Origin of the sequence: Pseudomonas sp. lyk4-R2A-8 (genome assembly GCF_030209095.1) — a bacterium.
Classification (GTDB): domain Bacteria; phylum Pseudomonadota; class Gammaproteobacteria; order Pseudomonadales; family Pseudomonadaceae; genus Aquipseudomonas; species Aquipseudomonas quebecensis.
Genome location: NZ_JARVSS010000021.1, coordinates 39,439 through 57,219 on the forward strand (window position 1 = coordinate 39,439; position 17,781 = coordinate 57,219).

At 62.2% G+C, this 17,781-nt stretch carries 24 protein-coding genes, 1 tRNA gene and 1 pseudogene; 11 read left to right on the top strand and 15 right to left on the bottom strand.

Annotation, left to right across the window (positions count from 1 at the left end):
• Window positions 1-9: 9 nt before the first annotated feature.
• Both pgsA and QRN10_RS19380 read left to right on the top strand, forming a co-directional pair.
• Window positions 10-570: a CDP-diacylglycerol--glycerol-3-phosphate 3-phosphatidyltransferase gene (pgsA, locus tag QRN10_RS19375; RefSeq protein ID WP_181080766.1), complete on the top strand. Its 561-nt coding sequence runs from the start codon at window positions 10-12 to the stop codon at window positions 568-570.
• Between the two features lie 63 nt (window positions 571-633).
• Window positions 634-709: transfer RNA gene (locus QRN10_RS19380), tRNA-Gly, on the top strand.
• 186 nt (window positions 710-895) lie between these two features.
• On the opposite strand, the gene QRN10_RS19385 is transcribed toward QRN10_RS19380, so the two are convergent.
• Window positions 896-1,333 (bottom strand): thiol-disulfide oxidoreductase DCC family protein, encoded by a 438-nt coding sequence (locus QRN10_RS19385; RefSeq protein ID WP_285428925.1) that lies wholly within the window; start codon window positions 1,331-1,333, stop codon window positions 896-898.
• 77 nt (window positions 1,334-1,410) lie between these two features.
• Window positions 1,411-1,554, bottom strand: a complete 144-nt coding sequence (locus QRN10_RS19390; protein ID WP_285428951.1) for a DUF2256 domain-containing protein — start codon at window positions 1,552-1,554, stop codon at window positions 1,411-1,413.
• A 309-nt stretch (window positions 1,555-1,863) separates the two neighbouring features.
• On the opposite strand from QRN10_RS19390, the gene QRN10_RS19395 reads away from it, so the two are divergent.
• Window positions 1,864-2,373, top strand: a complete 510-nt coding sequence (locus QRN10_RS19395; RefSeq protein ID WP_253506544.1) for a ferritin-like domain-containing protein — start codon at window positions 1,864-1,866, stop codon at window positions 2,371-2,373.
• A gap of 129 nt (window positions 2,374-2,502) precedes the next feature.
• Entirely contained in the window at window positions 2,503-3,834 is a 1,332-nt protein-coding gene (locus QRN10_RS19400; RefSeq protein ID WP_181080769.1) for an APC family permease, read from the top strand.
• A gap of 28 nt (window positions 3,835-3,862) precedes the next feature.
• Here the strand turns inward: QRN10_RS19400 and QRN10_RS19405 are convergent, their stop codons facing one another.
• From QRN10_RS19405 to QRN10_RS19415, 3 genes are read right to left on the bottom strand one after another with little or no spacing between them, the layout of a single operon-like run.
• Window positions 3,863-4,222 (bottom strand): hypothetical protein, encoded by a 360-nt coding sequence (locus tag QRN10_RS19405; protein ID WP_181080770.1) that lies wholly within the window; start codon window positions 4,220-4,222, stop codon window positions 3,863-3,865.
• The gene (xth, locus tag QRN10_RS19410; protein WP_285428926.1) at window positions 4,215-5,012 is read right to left on the bottom strand and encodes an exodeoxyribonuclease III; all 798 of its coding nucleotides are present in this window, start codon (window positions 5,010-5,012) and stop codon (window positions 4,215-4,217) included. Before xth ends, QRN10_RS19405 begins: the two co-directional genes overlap by 8 nt.
• Before the next feature lie 24 nt (window positions 5,013-5,036).
• Window positions 5,037-5,801 (bottom strand): OBAP family protein, encoded by a 765-nt coding sequence (locus QRN10_RS19415; RefSeq protein WP_181080772.1) that lies wholly within the window; start codon window positions 5,799-5,801, stop codon window positions 5,037-5,039.
• A gap of 215 nt (window positions 5,802-6,016) precedes the next feature.
• Between QRN10_RS19415 and QRN10_RS19420 the strand changes: the two genes are divergently transcribed.
• Window positions 6,017-6,949, top strand: a complete 933-nt coding sequence (locus tag QRN10_RS19420) for a ZIP family metal transporter (protein WP_285428927.1) — start codon at window positions 6,017-6,019, stop codon at window positions 6,947-6,949.
• Window positions 6,950-6,995: 46 nt separating this feature from the next.
• Window positions 6,996-7,241, top strand: coding sequence for a hypothetical protein (locus QRN10_RS19425; protein ID WP_253506557.1), 246 nt, complete (start codon window positions 6,996-6,998; stop codon window positions 7,239-7,241).
• Between the two features lie 10 nt (window positions 7,242-7,251).
• On the opposite strand, the gene QRN10_RS19430 is transcribed toward QRN10_RS19425, so the two are convergent.
• Both QRN10_RS19430 and QRN10_RS19435 read right to left on the bottom strand, forming a co-directional pair.
• Window positions 7,252-7,488, bottom strand: coding sequence for a hypothetical protein (locus QRN10_RS19430; RefSeq protein ID WP_181080775.1), 237 nt, complete (start codon window positions 7,486-7,488; stop codon window positions 7,252-7,254).
• Between the two features lie 57 nt (window positions 7,489-7,545).
• Window positions 7,546-7,701 (bottom strand): hypothetical protein, encoded by a 156-nt coding sequence (locus tag QRN10_RS19435; protein ID WP_181080776.1) that lies wholly within the window; start codon window positions 7,699-7,701, stop codon window positions 7,546-7,548.
• Here QRN10_RS19435 and QRN10_RS19440 point away from each other — a divergent pair.
• Complete coding sequence (locus QRN10_RS19440) at window positions 7,700-7,849, top strand: hypothetical protein (protein WP_181080777.1); 150 nt, start codon at window positions 7,700-7,702, stop codon at window positions 7,847-7,849. The genes QRN10_RS19435 and QRN10_RS19440 overlap by 2 nt on opposite strands.
• A gap of 44 nt (window positions 7,850-7,893) precedes the next feature.
• Window positions 7,894-8,175: a hypothetical protein gene (locus tag QRN10_RS19445; protein ID WP_253506567.1), complete on the top strand. Its 282-nt coding sequence runs from the start codon at window positions 7,894-7,896 to the stop codon at window positions 8,173-8,175.
• Window positions 8,176-8,196: 21 nt separating this feature from the next.
• On the opposite strand, the gene QRN10_RS19450 is transcribed toward QRN10_RS19445, so the two are convergent.
• Window positions 8,197-8,985, bottom strand: a complete 789-nt coding sequence (locus QRN10_RS19450; protein ID WP_285428928.1) for an SDR family NAD(P)-dependent oxidoreductase — start codon at window positions 8,983-8,985, stop codon at window positions 8,197-8,199.
• Window positions 8,986-9,121: 136 nt separating this feature from the next.
• Between QRN10_RS19450 and QRN10_RS19455 the strand changes: the two genes are divergently transcribed.
• Complete coding sequence (locus QRN10_RS19455; RefSeq protein WP_285428929.1) at window positions 9,122-9,697, top strand: TetR family transcriptional regulator; 576 nt, start codon at window positions 9,122-9,124, stop codon at window positions 9,695-9,697.
• A gap of 21 nt (window positions 9,698-9,718) precedes the next feature.
• Here the strand turns inward: QRN10_RS19455 and QRN10_RS19460 are convergent, their stop codons facing one another.
• From QRN10_RS19460 to QRN10_RS19470, 3 genes and pseudogenes are all read right to left on the bottom strand, one after another.
• Entirely contained in the window at window positions 9,719-10,591 is an 873-nt protein-coding gene (locus QRN10_RS19460; protein ID WP_285428930.1) for a manganese catalase family protein, read from the bottom strand.
• A 132-nt stretch (window positions 10,592-10,723) separates the two neighbouring features.
• A complete protein-coding gene (locus QRN10_RS19465; protein ID WP_181080782.1) occupies window positions 10,724-11,074 on the bottom strand; it encodes a con-10 family general stress protein in 351 nt (116 codons plus the stop codon).
• A gap of 165 nt (window positions 11,075-11,239) precedes the next feature.
• A pseudogene (locus QRN10_RS19470) lies at window positions 11,240-11,392 on the bottom strand (con-10 family general stress protein); the annotation flags it as partial.
• A 344-nt stretch (window positions 11,393-11,736) separates the two neighbouring features.
• On the opposite strand from QRN10_RS19470, the gene QRN10_RS19475 reads away from it, so the two are divergent.
• Window positions 11,737-11,958, top strand: a complete 222-nt coding sequence (locus tag QRN10_RS19475) for a PLD nuclease N-terminal domain-containing protein (protein ID WP_181080784.1) — start codon at window positions 11,737-11,739, stop codon at window positions 11,956-11,958.
• A gap of 91 nt (window positions 11,959-12,049) precedes the next feature.
• Entirely contained in the window at window positions 12,050-12,541 is a 492-nt protein-coding gene (locus QRN10_RS19480; RefSeq protein ID WP_253506585.1) for a CinA family protein, read from the top strand.
• 76 nt (window positions 12,542-12,617) lie between these two features.
• Here QRN10_RS19480 and QRN10_RS19485 read toward each other — a convergent pair whose 3' ends face one another.
• The 4 genes from QRN10_RS19485 to QRN10_RS19500 form a co-directional block, all read right to left on the bottom strand.
• Window positions 12,618-13,961 (bottom strand): c-type cytochrome, encoded by a 1,344-nt coding sequence (locus QRN10_RS19485; RefSeq protein ID WP_285428931.1) that lies wholly within the window; start codon window positions 13,959-13,961, stop codon window positions 12,618-12,620.
• Between the two features lie 16 nt (window positions 13,962-13,977).
• Window positions 13,978-16,215 (bottom strand): xanthine dehydrogenase family protein molybdopterin-binding subunit, encoded by a 2,238-nt coding sequence (locus QRN10_RS19490; RefSeq protein ID WP_285428932.1) that lies wholly within the window; start codon window positions 16,213-16,215, stop codon window positions 13,978-13,980.
• Window positions 16,215-16,673, bottom strand: coding sequence for a (2Fe-2S)-binding protein (locus QRN10_RS19495; protein ID WP_285428933.1), 459 nt, complete (start codon window positions 16,671-16,673; stop codon window positions 16,215-16,217). The genes QRN10_RS19490 and QRN10_RS19495 overlap by 1 nt, the downstream gene beginning before the upstream one ends.
• A 197-nt stretch (window positions 16,674-16,870) precedes the next feature.
• Window positions 16,871-17,770, bottom strand: coding sequence for a LysR family transcriptional regulator (locus tag QRN10_RS19500; RefSeq protein ID WP_253506600.1), 900 nt, complete (start codon window positions 17,768-17,770; stop codon window positions 16,871-16,873).
• Window positions 17,771-17,781 lie beyond the last annotated feature (11 nt).

Genomic DNA, 17,781 nt, shown 5'->3' on the forward strand with positions numbered 1-17,781 from the left:
GTTGTGCCGATGAATATCCCTAATCTGATCACCGTTCTACGCGTCCTGCTCATCCCGATTTTCATTTTGTTGTTTTATTTGCCGTACCAGTGGAGCTATGTGGCCTCAAGTTCGGTGTTCGCGTTCGCGGCCGCGACCGACTGGCTCGACGGTTACCTGGCACGCCGCCTGGAGCAGAGCACGCCGTTTGGCGCATTCCTAGACCCCGTGGCCGATAAGCTCATGGTGGCCGTCGCCCTGGTCCTGCTGGTGCAGGAACATGGCAACCTCTGGCTTACGCTGCCAGCCGCGGTAATCATCGGTCGCGAGATCGTGGTGTCGGCACTGCGCGAATGGATGGCCGAAATCGGCGCCCGCGCCCATGTTGCTGTATCGAACATGGGCAAGTGGAAAACCGCCGCACAGATGCTCGCCCTGGTGATCCTGCTGGCGAACCCGTCGGACTTCACGTTCTGGGTCCTGCTGGGCTACGCATTATTGCTCATCGCCGCCGGCCTGACGCTGTGGTCAATGCTCCAGTACCTACGCGCCGCCTGGCCTCATCTGCGCACCACCGTTGAAAAGAAATAAAACTTTTTTGAATCAAGGGGTTGACGGGTGCGGGAGATTCTATAGAATGCGCACCACCAAGACGCGGGAATAGCTCAGTTGGTAGAGCACGACCTTGCCAAGGTCGGGGTCGCGAGTTCGAGTCTCGTTTCCCGCTCCAAACGCAAAGAAAAAGCCACTCAATGAGTGGCTTTTTTTTGCTTGGAATTTAGGCTCACCACCCGACCTCACCGGCAATACATCACCACCATCACCTCGCCCGTCCTGCTGCCACCGACGGCCCATCAGTAAAGAAACTGCCGTCGCGAGGGCGGTGGGTGGCTATTTATTTCCTGGCTTGATGGATTCAGAGGGTGCCACTGAGTGTGCGCCCGTGCTTGGCGCAGCGGCCGTCCTGGCAGCGGCGGCTGCCATCCGGGTGCGGCAGCCACGCCAGATATGGGCGCGAGCGGGCGAACATACGATAGCCGAGATTGAACAACGGCCGAAGCGGACGCCATGACAGCGGTGCGGCCCAGATTCCCATCCCGGCCGCGCGCCAGCTCCAGAGTGTCGCGTCCAGGCCGCTGACCCAGGTGCCATCGCTGAACCGGGCCTGCAGGGCGGCGCCCATTGCGTCCAGGCTCACGCCCAGCGATTGCGCGTCAAAGGCAGGGTCACTGATATCTACGAACAACAGCCGCGCACGAGAGGCTCGGCGGCGTAGCAGCTTGATTTCTCGCGCGCAGAGTGGGCAATCGCCATCAAAATAAAGGGTCAGCGGCCATTGCTCATTCTTGTACATAGGGTCGTTGCCTGTATAAGTTTTTAACACCCTAGGCGTGAAACCGTCCGATGACAAGAGGCTTCGCGCCTTTCATGTCATGGGCGGACTCGGCTCTTGCCACGTCGGCAGCGCTGCGAGCAGTAACGCACCTGTTCCCAGCACCGCGCCCATTTCTTTCTCCAAGTGAACGGCAGGCCACACGTCACGCAGGTCTTGACTGGCAGTTCACTCTTTTTCACAAGCATGCCCTCGGTGCAAACGCTCAAGGCGTGATGGGGTCGCTGGCCGGAAACGTTCTTCCAGTGCTTCGTCGAGTCGGCCTCCATTGGCGGCGCAATCCCCATTGTCCAGAGCAGGCTCAGGTTCCGTTTCGCTTGGCGGCAAGGGCATGACCACTGGTCGCCATACGCGCGTTGGTTTTGAAATTTTACAGTGCATTTTCGCTTCACATGCAGGGGAGGCGAGCATCAGTACAAGGGGCCCGTTCCGATGAGTTCCGGCTTGGCCAGCTCGCCTGCTTTTTTCTCATATTCAGGAGGATTAACACCATGGCGACACCACAAGAAAACGTACTTGACTGGTTGCGCGATGCCCACGCGATGGAGCAGCAGGCCGAAAAGATGCTCAAGGCGCAATCCGAACGCCTGGAGCATTACCCGCAGCTCAAGGCACGTATCGACCAACATATCCAGGAAACCCTCGGCCAGCAGGCACTCATTGACCAGTGCCTGACCCGCCTGGGTGGTTCAGCTTCGACGCTCAAAGACATGGGAGGCAAGCTGATGGCCTTCGGGCAGGCCGTTGGTGGCTCTTTGATGAGCGACGAGGTGATCAAGGGGGCGATGGCCGGCTATGTCTTCGAGAACATGGAGATCGCCTCCTATACCGTGCTGATTGCGGCAGCGCGAGAGGCCGGAGACGCCGAGACTCAGGCGGCGTGCGAGCAGATTCTGCCCCAGGAGATCGCCATGGCTCAGTGGTTGCTGGAGCATTTGCCGCAACTGACCCAGGCATTTCTGGAACGCTCCGCAGACCCGGATAAAGAAGCCAAGAAGTAACCCTGTTCCAGGTGCTCGGCGCGTAAAGCAGGGCACCTGCTCACCAAACGGTTGGCCAGGTGTGAGTTAAATGAACTTTGTCCGCGCTGGTCGCTTCCATTGTTAGACAACTTGCCTGCAGAGCCGCCCATGACCGAATCCAGTTTCAGCCCCGCTTCATCCGCCAAACCGTCGCTGCGCCGCGCCGTGACCGGGCCAATGCTGTTTTTGTTCATCCTTGGCGATGTCCTCGGTGCCGGCGTGTATGCGCTGGCCGGCACTATCGCAGGTCAGGTAGGCGGTGCGATTTGGGTGCCATTGCTGGTGGCATTGTTCTTCGCCATGCTCACGGCCGGCTCGTATGCGGAACTGGTAACCAAGTACCCCCATGCCGGCGCAGCGTCGGTGTTTGCCGAGAAGGCGTTCAAGTCGCCGCTGGTTTCGTTCCTGGTGGGCTTCAGCATGCTGGCGGCTGCGGTCACCAGTGCGGCGGGGCTTTCCCTGGCATTTACCGGCGACTACCTGGCGGCGTTTCTCAAGGTTCCACCGACCCTGGCTGCTCTGGTGTTCCTGACGGTCATTGCCCTGCTCAATGCACGCGGAATCAAGGAGTCATTGGGCGCGAATATGGTGATGACCTGCATCGAGCTCTCCGGATTGTTACTGGTGGTGGTCGCTGCGGTGTGGTGTTTCCACGCGGGTGAGGCGAACCTTGGGCGTGCCGTGGAATTCAAAGCCGGCGTCAACCCGATGCTCGCGGTGCTGGGGGCCGCGTTATTGGCGTTCTATTCGTTCGTTGGCTTTGAGACATCGGCCAACCTGGCGGAAGAAATCCGTGGCGTACGCACGGTCTACCCGCGTGCGCTGTTCGGTGCGCTGATCACCGCCGGTGTCGTGTATATGGCGGTCGGTGTGGCCGCCTCCGTGGTGCTGCCGATGGATCAACTGATGGCGACCTCGGCGCCGTTGCTGGAAGTGGTACGGGCCTCGGGCCTGGATATTCCGCCGCAGTTGTTCGCCTTTATTGCCTTGGTGGCGGTGGCCAACGGCGCACTGTTGACCATGATCATGGCCAGTCGCCTGGCCTATGGCATGGCGCGCATGGGGCTGTTGCCGACTCCGCTGTCGCGGGTGCTGTCCAAACGCCGGACGCCGCTGTTTGCAATCATCGCCACCACCGGGGTGGCCATGGCGCTGACCCTTACCGGTACCCTCGCAGCCCTGGCCGAAACCGTGGTGCTGTTGCTACTGTTCGTGTTCCTCAGCACCAACCTGGCGGTGCTGGTGCTGCGCCGCGACCCTGTCGATAAGGATCACTTCCGCGTCCCGACCTGGGTGCCGGTGCTGGCCATCGTGTCGTGCCTGATTCTGCTCAGCCAGCAGAGCCTCGACACTTGGCTGCGCGGTGGCGCGCTGATGCTGCTGGGTGTCGTGCTGTATGGCTGTAACCGCCTGGCGACCCCCGTGGCGGCGCCGAGTTAAAGGCCGCCGCCACGGTCTTGCGCATGCGCTAGACCGTGGCGGTGGTTAATGCGGCGTGCCACGCGGCGTAGGGCGTATTCGCGACCTTGTGCCGGTTAAAGTCATCAGCCCCGTCATCCCACCACACCGGGCCGCGCTCACCCAAGCCAACCTTGGCCCGCTGCACCTTGGAGCGCGCGTCTTTTAGCGCGTCGTCATCGCCGCTCGCCTTGGCGGCTTTTACCTGGCGACGCGCAGTCATCAGTTGCTTGACCAGATCCTGGCGGACCGTTTCCGGCAACTGCGGATTGCTGCAGCGCCACAGAATGCCTCTGATTACGAAATAGCGGCCATCGGGCGTGGTCGGGTAGCGGGAGGAGGCCTGGAGCGGGACGGTACGCTTACCCATGGCGCGTTTCAGGCGCGATCTCGACCCACACGGGCGCATGGTCGCTGGCATGTTCTTCGTTGCGTACCCATGCATCCACGCCCGCATTGCGCAGGCGCGGCGTGAGTATCGGGTTCAGCAATAGGTGGTCGATACGCAGCCCGGAATTTTTCTGCCAATGCTGGCGGAAATAGTCCCAGAACGTGTACACGCGTTCGTCCGGATACAGATGCCGTATCGAGTCGATCCAGCCTTGCTCCAGCAGCTTTTGGTAACACGCACGGCTTTCCGGCTGCAGGAGGGCGTCCTTGAGCCAGGAGCGTGTACTGTAAATGTCCAGGTCGGTGGGCACCACGTTGTAGTCACCCGCCAGCACCACCGGGTGTTCGCTGGCCTGCAGGCGCTGCGCGTGCTGGATCAGCCGTTCGAACCATTGCAGTTTGTAGTCGAATTTCGGCCCGGGCTGCGGATTGCCGTTAGGCAGGTACAGGCAGCCGACCACCACCCCCAATACCGCCGCTTCCAGATAGCGCGACTGGGTGTCGTCCTCGGCGCCCGGCAGGCCTCGATGAATCAGCAGCGGTTCGGCGTCGCGGGCCAGAATGGCGACACCGTTCCAGGAGGCCTGACCGTGGTGCACAGACCCATAGCCCGCCGTTTCCAGAGCCTTGGCGGGGAACGCTTTGTCCGCCGCTTTCAGTTCCTGCAGGCAGACAATGTCCGGGCGTTCTTTCTCCAGCCAGCGCAACAGGTTCGGCAGGCGCGCGCCGATGCCGTTGACATTGAATGTGGCGATCTTGAGCGAGGGCATGGGGCGGTTCCTCAATCGGTAAATTCAGTGCTGATGGGGCGTGTTGGTCGGGTCCGCAATCTGGAACACGTTGCCATGGCGCCACGCATCCGCGCCCGGCGCCACAGTGGGGGTCGGTATGTCGGCACGGGCCTTGCGCTTCTGCGCGCTGTCGATGCCGAACCGACGATCGCGCTCGGCCACCTGTTGCGGGTTGGCCTGGCCATCGGCCGTGAAGCCCATCATCAATTGGGGCACGCCCAGAGGCAGGTCTTTATTGAGGTCGGTGTGCCAGGTGTGCCAAGTCTTGCCGTAGGTGTGCACGAGCTTTTCCATCAAGGCATGCTCGGCCACCTCGGGAATTCCAGGCGCGATCAACTGGCCGGATTTCACCTCGTGCACATGGCTGTGCCACAGCGCCTGTTCGGCCTTGGGCAGGCCGCTGAACAGGCGCTCGCTGATGATGTATTCCACCCCCATCAACTTGGCATCCTTGCGATTGCCGTCGTAAATCACGCACTGAATCACTTCTTCATTAAGAATCGCGCAGTAGTGGTGCGCCTCCATTTGGGCGTCCATGTGGCCGTTGTAGAAATGGAAACCGTCGAGGTACGCGTTCAACGCTTCAACCGGCGGGCGTGATTGCAACAGCGCCGCACCGGCCTCTAAAGAGCGCGTGGTGGGCGAGGGCGCATCGCCCGGTGCAACCACGTTGGAGGCTGAATTGTCGGCGGCGCAGGCGCCGAGCAGCAACGCCACTGCCGTAGCGCAGGCCGCTCTGACGCCAGGGATTGTATGAATTGCACCCATGCTGGAGTCCCTTCTGTTGGTGATCGAATGCCTCCTATGGATAGCTTGCGTGCCGGGAAAGTTTGTTTTTATCGCTCGATGGGCCGACGACAGGTGCCATACCCGTGCTTGCCGAGCACGTAGGTCAAAACGTTGGAACTTCAACGCAAACACTCAAATCCTAAGACAGTTGATTCAATCGCCCGGTCTGCAAGAGCACCCCCATGGAGTCACTGATGCCCGACCCCTCTACGTCATCCGCTCCAGCACCGTCGCGTCGCTGGCTGCACCGGGCCTCAAGCCTGGGATGGACCGGCGCATTGTTCTGGTCCTGCACAGTCGCGGTGACGCTGTGGTTGCTGGCCAGCGGCTACAACGCCGTCGTCGAGGGCGACACGACCCATTTGCACTACGCCCTGCTGGGCGGGTTCAGCGGTTTCGCTGCCACGGCCCTGGGCGCCATTGCGGCCATCGTGCTGCGTCAGATCAGCGCGCGGACCCAGGATGTCATGCTGGGTTTCGCGGCCGGCATGATGCTCGCGGCCAGCTCGTTTTCACTGATTCTGCCCGGTATAGAGGCCGCACAATCGATTACCGGCCATCAGTTGTCGGCTGCTTGCACCGTGGTGTTGGGGCTGGCGTTGGGCGTGGCGCTGATGGTCGGCCTGGATCGTTTCGTGCCCCACGAGCATTCGAAAAGTGGGCGTAAAGGCCCGCAGACTGAACGTTTCAATCGTGTCTGGCTGTTCGTGCTCGCCATCACCCTGCACAACCTGCCGGAAGGCATGGCCATCGGTGTCAGCTTTGCCGATGGCGACTTGCACGTCGGCATGCCACTGACCACCGCCATCGCCATCCAGGACATTCCCGAGGGCCTGGCGGTCGCTCTGGCGCTACGGGTCACCGGCGTCTCGGCGCTGCGTGCGATGCTGATCGCGGTGGGTTCGGGGCTGATGGAACCGCTGGGCGCCGTGGTGGGGCTGGGGATTTCCAGCGGGTTTGCCCTGGGTTATCCGATTGCATTGGGGCTGGCGGCAGGCGCGATGATCTTCGTCGTCTCCCACGAAGTGATTCCGGAAACCCACCGCAACGGCCACGAAACTCCGGCCACCCTCGGGTTGATGCTGGGTTTCGCGGTCATGATGTTTCTCGATACAGCCTTGGGCTGAGCCCCGTTTTATTCACCGACGAGCAGGTTTACCAAAGGAGGTTTGTTTGGATTTGATGGATTGGGTGCAGTGGCCTGCCATGGTGGTGACGGTGATTTCGGCCTGGTTTATCGGCTCGCAACGACCGCGTCGCCGCATGCTTGCCTTCTGGGGGTTCATCCTCAGTAATGCCTTGTGGATCGTGTGGGGCTGGCACACCCAGGCGTTCGCGCTGATCCTGCTGGAGGGCATTCTTTTGGGCATGAACGCGCGAGGATTTCGAAAAAACCAGCGCAGCCGGAACGCGGGGTGAAGCGTGCTTGCTAGCGATTCAGAAAGTTCTTCCTGAATCCGCGCAGGTTCATCAGGCACAGGCAGATTTGCAGCACGATCAGCGCGTAGGCCTGCGCGTACGCGCCCCAGATTACCCACAGCACGTTACTCGCGATAAAGCAGCAGAAACCCGTCATTCGTCGCGCCGGTCGTTGCGATCCAATCAGCCAGGCCGCGATTACCGTCACCACCATGGCAGGCCATTGGACCCAATTCAGCTCACTCAAGACCCCTCCTTCAACTACCTGCGGTTTGAAAAACAGAGGGCGCATCGGGCAAATAATTCAGATTTTCAACGCCGTGTTGCCGTCACCGCTCGTCAGGCCTGTGCCGAATTTGTTGAACGTATAGCCGGTGCTCCCGGCCAGACTAAACAAGGGCTGGCGCAGGCAACGCGCTGGCGTCGGGGCCATTTGTTTCATTACCTGGTGAACGATCATGAAAAAGTTATCGATGTGCCTGGGCTTGTGCAGCCTGTTCCTGCTGCACGGCTGCTTCGACAATTCGGACAACGCCACAAAAGGCAATAGCAGCTCCACCAAGTCCTCCGTGCAGATGCAGGAAGGCAAGGCGGATGAGCATAAGTGATGTGCGAGGCACGGTGCTGGCTGGCATGAAGGGGGCCTGTAACGATGGAGAAAACCGACAAGGCAATGGCAATTCGAGGCTGGCACTTGCTGCTCGAGGACGACAGCTATCGCCTGGATCATCCCGATGACTTCCACCAGACCTTGATCAGCCGAGCCGATGAGCTAGTGCTGCGCGACGTCATCAGCCTTGAAGAGTGGCAACGACTCAAGGACGCCGCGGACGCCGTCCACGCAAAAACGTTGCAGAGTCTGGCGACCCTGCAACGTGACCGTCTCGATACCGTGGCGATTGATCTGCGCATCGACGCCGAGGCTCAAGCATAAGCCCCGGTCAGGCTATACGACTCAGGCCTGCGCCTGATAACGCTCGGCGGCGTGCGCCTGGCGGATATCCGCGAGCAGCCCCTGGCGCGCCTGGTCCAGTTGGTCCCATCGGCCTTCGACGTGCAATGGCGGAATGGTCACCGGCTCGCGACGGTCGAAACCCAGCAGGGCCGCGTCCACCAGCTCATCCACGTCCATCACTTCCGGCAGCGCATTAATATCGATGCCGGCGCGTTCCCAGATTTCGGTGCGAGTGGCGGCGGGCAGGACGGCCTGGATGTACACGCCCTTGGCCGCCAATTCCACGCTCAGTCCCTGGGACAGGAACAGCACGAATGCCTTTGTCGCGCCGTACACCGACATGCCGAACTCGGGCGCAAAACCCACCACCGAGCCCAGGTTGATGATCGAACCGCTGCCGGCCTGCGCAAAGCGCGGCGCCACGGCGGCAGCCAGGCGTGTCAGCGCCACGACGTTGAGGGCGATCAGTTGATCGACGGCTTCGGCGCTCTGTTGAACAAAGCCACCGGACTGCGCCATGCCCGCGTTATTGATCAGGATGCCGATGCGTGCATCGTCGCGCAGGCGGGTTTCCACCGACGCGAGGTCGGCGGCCAGGGTCAGGTCGGCCTGGAACACCTCCACGGCCACGTCGTTTTCCTCGCGTAACTGTACGGCCAATGCCTCCAGGCGCGCGTTGTCGCGAGCGACCAGCACCAAGTCATGGCCACGACGGGCGAAGCGCCTGGCATAGGTGGCGCCGATGCCGGAGGAGGCGCCAGTGATCAGAACAGTGGGGAGCGTGGTCATGGTGAGTTTCCTGAAGAGTGTCGCGGGTGATGGAGAGGGCTTAATGATTACGATCGAAATCTAAAATGTCAATGTTTTGATGTTGGTCGACATCAATGTATGCTTGCGGCACGTACGTAAAAGATTCAGGTGGACCATGAAAGTCTCTAAACAACAGGCTCAGGCCAATCGCGCGCACATCGTGGAAACGGCCTCGGCGCTGTTTCGCGAGCGTGGGTATGACGGTGTGGGCATCGCTGACCTGATGGCGGCGGCAGGTTTTACCCAGGGCGGGTTCTACAAACACTTCGAGTCCAAGGCCGACCTCATGGCACAAGCATCAGCCTGTGGCCTGGCGCAGTCGGCTGCGCGCACGGCGGGGGCTTCGACCGAGGCGTTCGTAAACGTGTACCTGTCGCGCGAGCACCGCGATCAGCGCGCCACAGGTTGCACGCTGGCGGCGCTGTGCGGTGATGCCGCACGTAAGGAAGACGAGGTTCGCGTTGCATTTGCCGCCGGCATCGAAGCCCAACTGGGTGTGTTGCATGCGGCCAAAGCAGAGGCAGAAGCGCAGGACCCGACCGCTTCGCGTGCCGGCACGCTTGCATTGATGGCACAGGTGCTGGGTGGGTTGATCATGTCCCGTGCATGCCCGGACGACTCGGCGTTGGCCGATGAAATCCTGGCCGCGTGTCGCGCCGCGATCCTGGGAGGCGAGGACAGGCCGCAGTGAGGCCTGCCCTCGTAGCTGTTGTTACGGCTGCTTCGAGGCACCCAAATCTGCGCCCGTCACCGGGTCGCTGAGCGGGTCGGACAGGGTGCGGGCTTTCATTTGATCCAGCCGGGCTACGTCTTCGGCGCTCAGTTGCACGCTGGCAAGGCCGTCGCCGCCGTCCACGGCCGGGAGCGGGTTTTCCACAAACTCCCACGCGTCCCCTTCGTTCCATGGGCCGCGTTTATCCTCCGTGCCTTGCGACATATTGAAGTAGACGTGACTGAACTCAGGCATGCCCGGCAGCTTGCCCTGGGGAAAGTTGGGTTGAATCGCATGCAAGGCTTTTTCGAAGGACAGTTGATGGGCGATTTCCCGCGTCATCAGAAAACCCAGTGCTTCTTTCACGCCAGGGTCGTCCGTGACGTTCATCAACCGCTCATACACAATCTTGGCCCGCGCTTCGGCGGCAATATTGGAACGCATGTCGGCCGTGGGTTCGCCGATGGTGTCGATATAAGCCGCCGTCCACGGTACGCCCGCCGAGTTGGTCAAGGGTGAACCGGCGCCGTACAACAGGCTGGTGATATGAGAGTCATTGCCCGCGCCATTGAGTGAGCGGTACAGCTCACCTTCTTCTTCGACGCCTTCGGCGATGCGGCCCTTGGCGCCTTTGTTGAGCATGACGATGATCGAACCGATGACCTCCAGATGGCTGAGCTCCTCGGTGGCAATGTCCATCAGCAGGTCTTTGCGACCTGGATCGTCCTCGGCCAGCGCCTGGGTGAAGTAGCGCGAAGCCGCTGCCAACTCTCCCTGGGCACCGCCGAATTGTTCCAGCAGCAGGTTCGCCAGGCCCGGGTTGGGTTCGGCGACACGGACGGTGTATTGAAGTCGCTTGTTATGTAAAAACATCACACATCTCCTCAGGCAATGAACGGCAACGCGTACATCCAGGCCCCGTATGGGAAGGTCTGGCGCTGTGGGCGTGAGCCATCAGCAGCGTTAAAAAACAGGGGAGCGGTGCCGCTCCCCTGCATCGGCGCCTCAACTGTTGCGCCCGCCACCATGGCTGTGCTCGCCGCCTTTGCGCCCGGCTTCCGAGGCTTTTTCGCGGTCGTTGGCAAAGTTTCCTCCACTGCTTTGCCCACCTTTGCTGCCCGCCTCGGCGGCGCGTCCGGGATCGTTCTTGAAGTTTCCACCACTGTTCTGACCCCCTTTGCTGCCGGCTTCGGCGGCGCGCTCAGGATCATTCTTGAAGTTGCCGCCACTGTTCTGGCCGCCTTTACTGCCAATCTCTTGATAAAACTCCTTATCGTGGCTGGCGGAAGTTGCCTCGCCACCTTTTTTGCCCGCTTCGCTGACGCTCATTTGGCCTTGTTTATCTTGAGTGCTCATTGTCGCTTACCTCATGTTTATAAGGGTGACGCAACTTTCACTGAAGCGCTTAAGTTATCTGCGCTGCACGGCCTCACGCACAACCTGCGTCGAGCTGAGATGCGCGAACATTGCTTAAAAGTGTCACGAAAGTTGCGATTACATAGCGCTTTGATCCTGGCGCATTTACGACTTGCGGCCGCCGCCGTGGCTGTGCTGGCCGCCTTTACGCCCAGCCTCCGAGGCTTTCTCGCGGTCGTTGGCAAAATTGCCGCCAGACGCCTGGCCGCCTTTGCGGCCTGCTTCGGATGCGCGTTCGTGGTCGTTGGCGAAGTTGCCGGGGTTTTTATTACTGGTAGGCATGATGCATCTCCACATTAATCAAGTTAGGTATGTGAATGCCCATTGCAACAACGGACACTTATTCCGATAACGCCAGTGGCGGAAATGCTTGAAGAAATTTTTAAAATGGCGATGAACGGTAATGAGTGGGAAAAACTTATACAAAATGCCGGTTGTTAACACCGCTTCGTATAAGTTTTGGCGCGCTGAAGTGCAGTGCTTGATATTAACTTGCTAGCTGTTTGCCGCTTCGCTTAGTTGCCGCTTCGCTTATCAGCAAAGTGAACCTCTGGACTTGGCGTGCAGCCTAACAGTGCATCACTCACTCTAGGAGGTGTCGTATGCAAACTACTTACTTCTGGGCAGGGCTGGCCGTGATCCTGGTGTTGCTCGACCTGTGGATCATCAACAGTGTCTGGCGCAGCAGCAAAACCTCGCGCACCAAGCTGGGATGGACCGCATTGGTGATCCTGCTGCCGTTTGTCGGCGCGGTGATCTGGAGCGTCGCCGGGCCGCGTGGCATAACCAAAGGGCCATCATCACCGGAACACAGCAAGGGCTGAGTCCGATAGGGAGCGGTCCGGTACCGAATTTTTACCCGGCGCTCGCTTTCCAAGGAGTAGCGCACGCTGTCTATCCAGAGGAGGGAAGTGCATGTCAATCGCCGCAGCCACTGTTGATTGCCTGAAACAACATCGCCTGCTGCTCACCACCGCCGAGTCGTGCACGGCCGGCAAGATCATTTCGCTGCTGTCGCAAGTAGAGGGCAGTGGTGCGTGTATCGAGTGCGGGTACGTGGTGTATTCCGAAGAAGCCAAGCAACGCTTGTTGGGTGTCAGTGCCTACACCATCGCGACGTTCAACCTCACCAGCTGCGAAGTGGCCCGCGAAATGGCCCAGGGCGCCTTGCGCGATAGCCCTGCGCAGGTGGCCGTCGCCACCACTGGGCTGCTGGGACCTGACAGCATCGATGGCATCCCGCCGGGCACCGTGTGTTTTGCCTGGGCGTATCACCTCAATGGCGCAGTCAAGGTATTCAGCCGCAAGGAACGCTTCATCGGTTCGCGCGAACAGGTGCAGGTACTCGCCGCTGAATATGCGTTGAAAGGCGTGATGCGTTTTCTGGATGAGGCGGCAGGCCGTTAGGCGCGGCCGTGCTGCTTCCCTGGCGGGCAAGCTCTGCGCCTGCAGAGCTGCCCGCTCGTTTCATTGACGCCGCAGGTCAGCGCATCTGCAGGATGATCGGCGTGCTGCTCGCCGGATCGGTGTGCTCGCGCAGTTTGCCCACGTCCTTGGCCTCGACCGCGCTGCCGTGGTTGCCCCAGGTGCTGCGCACGTAGGTCAGCACTTCGGCGATGTCCTGGTCGGACAGTTGCTCGCGCAAGGCCGGCATGCGATAGGCGTCCGGAACGCCGGCGGCTACTACGCGCTGGGCGCCGTTGAGGGTGATGTTAATGGCCGAGGCGGTTTCTGTGGCCAAGGCTGAGGTGGCCCCCGCCAGCGGCGGCATCCAGTCGGGCTGGCCTTTGCCGTCTGCGCCATGGCAGGACGCGCAGCGGGTGGCATAGGTGTGGGCGCCGGGAGCGTCCGTGCGGGCGTTGGCGGCAACGGCCTGGTAAGCCCAGGGTGCACCGTCGCGCTGTGGGTCGCCAGGCAAGGACTTGAGGTAGCGGGCGATGGCGGCCAGGTCGTCGTCGTTCATGAACTGAGTCGAGTTGTTGAACGCTTCCGTCATCGAACCGTACACCACCGCGTGCTGGTTGCGACCGGTCTTGAGGAACTGCACGATCTGCGCCTCGCTCCAGCGGCCCAGGCCGGTATTGGGGTCCTGGCGCAGGCTGGGAGCGTACCAGCCGTCGAGCAGCGCGCCGGCGAGGAACGGCGTACCGGCTTCGTCCAGGGCCTTTTCGTTGAAGGCCAGGCCGCGCGGCGTGTGGCAGCTGCCGCAATGGCCGGGACCCTGGACGATGTAGGCACCCCGGTTCCACAGCGCGTCCTGCGCGGGCTTAGTCGCATACGTGGCGTTCGGCGCGAACAGCCCGTTCCACAGCGCAATCGGCCAGCGCATGTTCAGTGGCCAGGGGATGTCGCTGGGGATGTTGGCCTGGTTCGCCGGTTGTATGCCCTTCATAAAGAATGCGTAGAGCGCCCGCACATCATCGTCACTGAGCTTGGCATAGGAGGGGTAGGGCATGGCCGGGTACAGACGCCGCCCGCCGGGCGCTACGCCGTGGCGTACCGCGCGGTCGAAGTCGGCGAGGCTGTAGCGGCCGATGCCGTGGGTGGGGTCCGGCGTCACATTGGTGGCGTGGATATTGCCCAGTGGCGTGGCCATTTCCAGGCCGCCGGCGAACGGCGCCTTGCCGGGCAGGCTGTGACAGGCCACGCAGTCGCTCAGGCGCGCGACGTACTCGCCACGACTGACCAGCGCAGGGTCGAACTCGGCAGCTTGCGGCTGTTCGAACGCGGTAACAGGCTGACGGGTGACGTACCACGCCAGCGCGCCGGCGGCGACCAGGCAGGGCACGGCCAACCAGCCGAGGGTTCTTGCGAATCGGTTGTTCATGGGCGGTCTCGGTCGGTCAGCTGAAAGTGTGTCGGCTCAATGGCAGGCTGCGCACGCGCTGGCCGGTCAGTTGCGCCACGGCGTTGACTACCGCCGGCGCCACGGCCGGCAGGGGTGGTTCGCCGATGCCGCCCATTTTTTCGCCGCTCTCGACGATCTTCACATGCACCTGGGCCATCCGCGAAGGTGGCAGGATCGGGTAAAGGTCGTAGTTGCGCGCCCGTGGCTTGCCGTCCACGTACACCGCTTCTTCCAGCAAGGTTTGCGACAGGCCCAGGGCCACGGCGCCGTTGACCTGCGCCTCTACGATGGCCGGATTGACGATGCTGCCGGGGTCAATGGCTTCCCAGATGTGATGCACCTTGACCTGGCCTTTATCGATCGACACCTCGGCGATCACTGCCGCATGCGAGCCAAACGGCGAGGCCATGGCCACGCCCCGCGCGCGGCGGGTGCCGTCTTCGGCGGTATAAGGGCCGCGCTTCCAGCCGCCGGACAACTCAGCCGCCGCCTTGAGCAGCGTGGTCAGCCGCGGGTTGTCGCGCAGCAGGTGCAGGCGCAGCTCGTACGGGTCGCGACCGCCTTTGTCGGCCAGCTCATCAAGGAACGCTTCATAGAAAAAGTCGTTGAGCGAATTGCCCACCGACCGCCAGTAGCCAAGCATGGCCGGGCCTTTGACGTAGATCTGTGCGATGCGCTTGTTGGGGATCGCATAACTCTTGCCCGACAGCCCTTCAAGGGCGGTGGGGTCGAGTTTGTCGCCCTGTTTGCCGGCAATGGCTTCGGTGGGGCCTTCGGTGGCGCTCACCGCTTCGATGGCCACGGGCAGGCCGTCAGCGTCCAGCGCGGCGCGGAACTTGACCACCGCCACCGGGCGCAAGACATCGCGCAGGAATTCTTCTTCACGACTCCAGATCAGCTTGATCGGGCGACCCACCGCCTTGGCCAGGGCAATGGCCTGCGGGTAAGGGCTGGCTGAGTCGTACAGGAAGTGCCGACCGAAAAAACCGCCCAACAGCGGTGAATGCAGGTTGATGCGCTCGGGCGCCAGGCCGGTGCGTTTGGCGATGTCGGCGCGGAACATGTCCGGCGCCTGGTTGGGCAGCCAGATGTCCAGCGAACCGTCCGGGTTGAAGCGCGCCAGTGCCGATGGCGGCTCCAGTTGCGCGTGGTTGACGTATTGGTTGTGGTACGTCGCTTCGACCTCGGTTTTGGCGCTCGACAGCGCACCGGCCACATCGCCTTCGTTTTCATCGTCCCGGGCCGGGCCTTGCTGGGCCGCGAGGAAATCACGGTAAGCGTCGCTGGAAAAATCCGCCGGCATCGCCCGCACGGTGGAATCGGCGGTCGGTTCCTGCCAGTCCACCTGGATCGCTTCCACCGCGCGTTTGGCATGCCACCAGCGCTCGGCCACCACCGCCACCGCGCCGGGCAATTGATGCACGGAATGCACGCCCTTCATGGTCTCGACCTGAGCCTGGTTGCGCAGGCTGCCGACGGTCATACCCAGGCGCGGCGCATGCTGCACGGCGGCATGGAGCATGCCGTCGACTTTCAGGTCGATGCTGTACAGGGCCTTGCCGGTGGACTTGTCGTAGGCGTCGACGCGCTTGACCGGTTTGCCGATCCAGCGGAACTGGCTCGGGTCGCGCAGGGTGACGCTGGCCGGATCGGGCACCGGCATGTCCAGAGCGCGGCTGGCCAGCTCGCCGTAACCCAGCGAGCGGCCGGACGCGGCGTGCACCACACGGCCCGGTTGGGTGGTCAACTGCGCCACCGGCACGCCGAGCTGTTGCGCGCCGGCCTGCAGCAGCATGGCGCGGGCAAGGGCGCCGAGGCGGCGCATGGTCGGGTAGCTCATGCGCACCGACATACTGCCGCCGGTGATGCGCATGCCGTTTTCCATCACCACATAGGCGTCGCCGGGTGGTGCCGCTTCAACGATGAAAGTGGCGGGGTCGGCGTCCAGCTCCTCGCCGACGATCTGCGCCATGGCGGTGTGCGTGCCTTGGCCGCCTTCCATGAAGGGGCTGAGCAGGCGCACGCTGCCGTCGGGACGAATTTCCAGGAATGCCGGCACCTGAGTGCCGCGTTCGGCGGCCGCACCGGTAGCGGCCTGGACCCTGGACGCGCCCAGCGGCAGGCCGAAGCCGATGACCAGCGCGCCCACGGCGGTGCTGGCCAGAAAACGCCGGCGGGACAGGTTGATCGGTTCGCCCAGGGGCAGGCCGGGAATCAGTTCAGGCGTGTTCATCAAGCGTGCTCCTTCCCGGTCGCCAGGTCCTGCACGGCGGCATGAATGGCGTTGTAGGTGCCGCAACGGCACAGGTTGACCATCGCCGCGTCGATCTGCTCCACCGTCGGCGCCGGGGTGTGCTTGAGCAGCGCAGTGGCCGCCATCACCTGCCCGGACTGGCAGTAACCGCACTGCGCCACCTGATGCTCGACCCAGGCGCTGACCACGCGTTTGCCGATCTCATCGACTTCGATCGCTTCGATCGTGGTGACCTCACGGCCCACCACACCGGCCACCGGCGTCACGCACGAACGCACCACGTTGCCGTCAACCAGCACCGAGCAGGCGCCGCATTGAGCCAGTCCGCAGCCGTACTTGGTGCCGGTCAGCCCCAAGTCATCGCGGATCACCCACAGCAACGGCGTGTCGGCGTCGGCATCGACCTGATAGGTCTTCTGGTTGATTCGTAGCTCCATGACTGGCTCACCTGCTGATCTTCGGTTAGGGATACTGTTTTCTTATAGGGAGGGCGATAGGTCGCCCATCGTCGAACTCTAGTCGACTGCGCAAGGGCTATCTATGCGATTACCTGCAAGTTCGGAGGATCAGGCAAGTATTCGAGAGAATCGGATGACTGCACGGCGGTCACCCTGATCGTTCAGGCGGGCCGCGCTCAGGCCCAGCCGTCCCGCACGGCGTTGCGAATACCCTCCAGCAGCATGGTGAAGGCTGGGTTGTCGTTGCCTTCACGCCAGATCAGGTGCAGTTCGCTCTGCGCCCCTTCGCCCAGGTCAATGTCGCGGAACACCACGTTTTTGAACACCACGCTGCTGGCGCAGCGCGGCACCAGGGCCAGGCCCATGCCGGCGTTGACCAGCGCCAGAATGGTCAGGGACGAGCCCAGCCACTGCACGTAGTCCGGCGCCACGCGCGCCGAGCGCAGCAGGCCGGTAAGCAGCTCGTTAAACGGCGGGTACGCGGCATGGGCGTACATCAGGAAGGGTTGCGCGTCCAGGTCCTGCACGCTGACCGCCTCGGCATCGGCCAGGCGGTGCGCACTCGGCACCGCCAGCACAAAGGGCTCGCGCACCAGGCATTCGGTGGCATAGCCCGGTTCCAGCAACGGCGCGCGCACGATGCCCAGGTCGATGCGCCGCGCGCGCAGGGCTTCGTATTGCTGGTAGGTGTTCATCTCCGACAGGTCGATCTTGACCTGAGGCTGCTTGAGCCGCGCTTCGGCAATGACCTTGGGCAGAAACTCATACACCGCGCTGCCGACGAAGCTGATATTGACCGTGCCGATATCGCCCTCGGCGAAGCGGCGCGCGGTGATGGCCGCCTGCTGGGCGCGTTCGAGCAGGTTCTGCGCTTCGATAAAAAACGCCCGGCCGGCGGCGGTGAGCGCGACGCTGCGGGTAGTGCGCGCAAACAGTTCCACGCCCAGGTGATGTTCGAGCAACTGGATCTGTCGGCTGAGGGGCGGCTGGGTCATGTTCAGCCGCTCGGCGGCACGGCGAAAATTCAGCTCGGTGGCCACGGTGGTAAAGCAGCGCAGCTGGGTCAGCTCAAACATTGATCTAATCC

Bases quoted from the DNA above. Each gene is read 5' to 3' on its own strand.
- QRN10_RS19405 (WP_181080770.1), bottom strand. From the start codon at position 4,222: ATGGGTAAGCGTACCGTCCCGCTCCAGGCCTCCTCCCGCTACCCGACC.
- QRN10_RS19420 (WP_285428927.1), top strand. From the start codon at position 6,017: ATGCCCGACCCCTCTACGTCATCCGCTCCAGCACCGTCGCGTCGCTGG.
- QRN10_RS19500 (WP_253506600.1), bottom strand. From the start codon at position 17,770: ATGTTTGAGCTGACCCAGCTGCGCTGCTTTACCACCGTGGCCACCGAG.
- QRN10_RS19395 (WP_253506544.1), top strand. From the start codon at position 1,864: ATGGCGACACCACAAGAAAACGTACTTGACTGGTTGCGCGATGCCCAC.
- QRN10_RS19480 (WP_253506585.1), top strand. From the start codon at position 12,050: ATGTCAATCGCCGCAGCCACTGTTGATTGCCTGAAACAACATCGCCTG.
- QRN10_RS19465 (WP_181080782.1), bottom strand. From the start codon at position 11,074: ATGAGCACTCAAGATAAACAAGGCCAAATGAGCGTCAGCGAAGCGGGC.
- QRN10_RS19455 (WP_285428929.1), top strand. From the start codon at position 9,122: ATGAAAGTCTCTAAACAACAGGCTCAGGCCAATCGCGCGCACATCGTG.
- xth (WP_285428926.1), bottom strand. From the start codon at position 5,012: ATGCCCTCGCTCAAGATCGCCACATTCAATGTCAACGGCATCGGCGCG.
- QRN10_RS19490 (WP_285428932.1), bottom strand. From the start codon at position 16,215: ATGAACACGCCTGAACTGATTCCCGGCCTGCCCCTGGGCGAACCGATC.
- QRN10_RS19485 (WP_285428931.1), bottom strand. From the start codon at position 13,961: ATGAACAACCGATTCGCAAGAACCCTCGGCTGGTTGGCCGTGCCCTGC.
- QRN10_RS19400 (WP_181080769.1), top strand. From the start codon at position 2,503: ATGACCGAATCCAGTTTCAGCCCCGCTTCATCCGCCAAACCGTCGCTG.
- QRN10_RS19385 (WP_285428925.1), bottom strand. From the start codon at position 1,333: ATGTACAAGAATGAGCAATGGCCGCTGACCCTTTATTTTGATGGCGAT.
- pgsA (WP_181080766.1), top strand. From the start codon at position 10: ATGAATATCCCTAATCTGATCACCGTTCTACGCGTCCTGCTCATCCCG.
- QRN10_RS19435 (WP_181080776.1), bottom strand. From the start codon at position 7,701: ATGATCGTTCACCAGGTAATGAAACAAATGGCCCCGACGCCAGCGCGT.
- QRN10_RS19495 (WP_285428933.1), bottom strand. From the start codon at position 16,673: ATGGAGCTACGAATCAACCAGAAGACCTATCAGGTCGATGCCGACGCC.
- QRN10_RS19445 (WP_253506567.1), top strand. From the start codon at position 7,894: ATGGAGAAAACCGACAAGGCAATGGCAATTCGAGGCTGGCACTTGCTG.
- QRN10_RS19475 (WP_181080784.1), top strand. From the start codon at position 11,737: ATGCAAACTACTTACTTCTGGGCAGGGCTGGCCGTGATCCTGGTGTTG.
- QRN10_RS19450 (WP_285428928.1), bottom strand. From the start codon at position 8,985: ATGACCACGCTCCCCACTGTTCTGATCACTGGCGCCTCCTCCGGCATC.
- QRN10_RS19440 (WP_181080777.1), top strand. From the start codon at position 7,700: ATGAAAAAGTTATCGATGTGCCTGGGCTTGTGCAGCCTGTTCCTGCTG.
- QRN10_RS19415 (WP_181080772.1), bottom strand. From the start codon at position 5,801: ATGGGTGCAATTCATACAATCCCTGGCGTCAGAGCGGCCTGCGCTACG.
- QRN10_RS19460 (WP_285428930.1), bottom strand. From the start codon at position 10,591: ATGTTTTTACATAACAAGCGACTTCAATACACCGTCCGTGTCGCCGAA.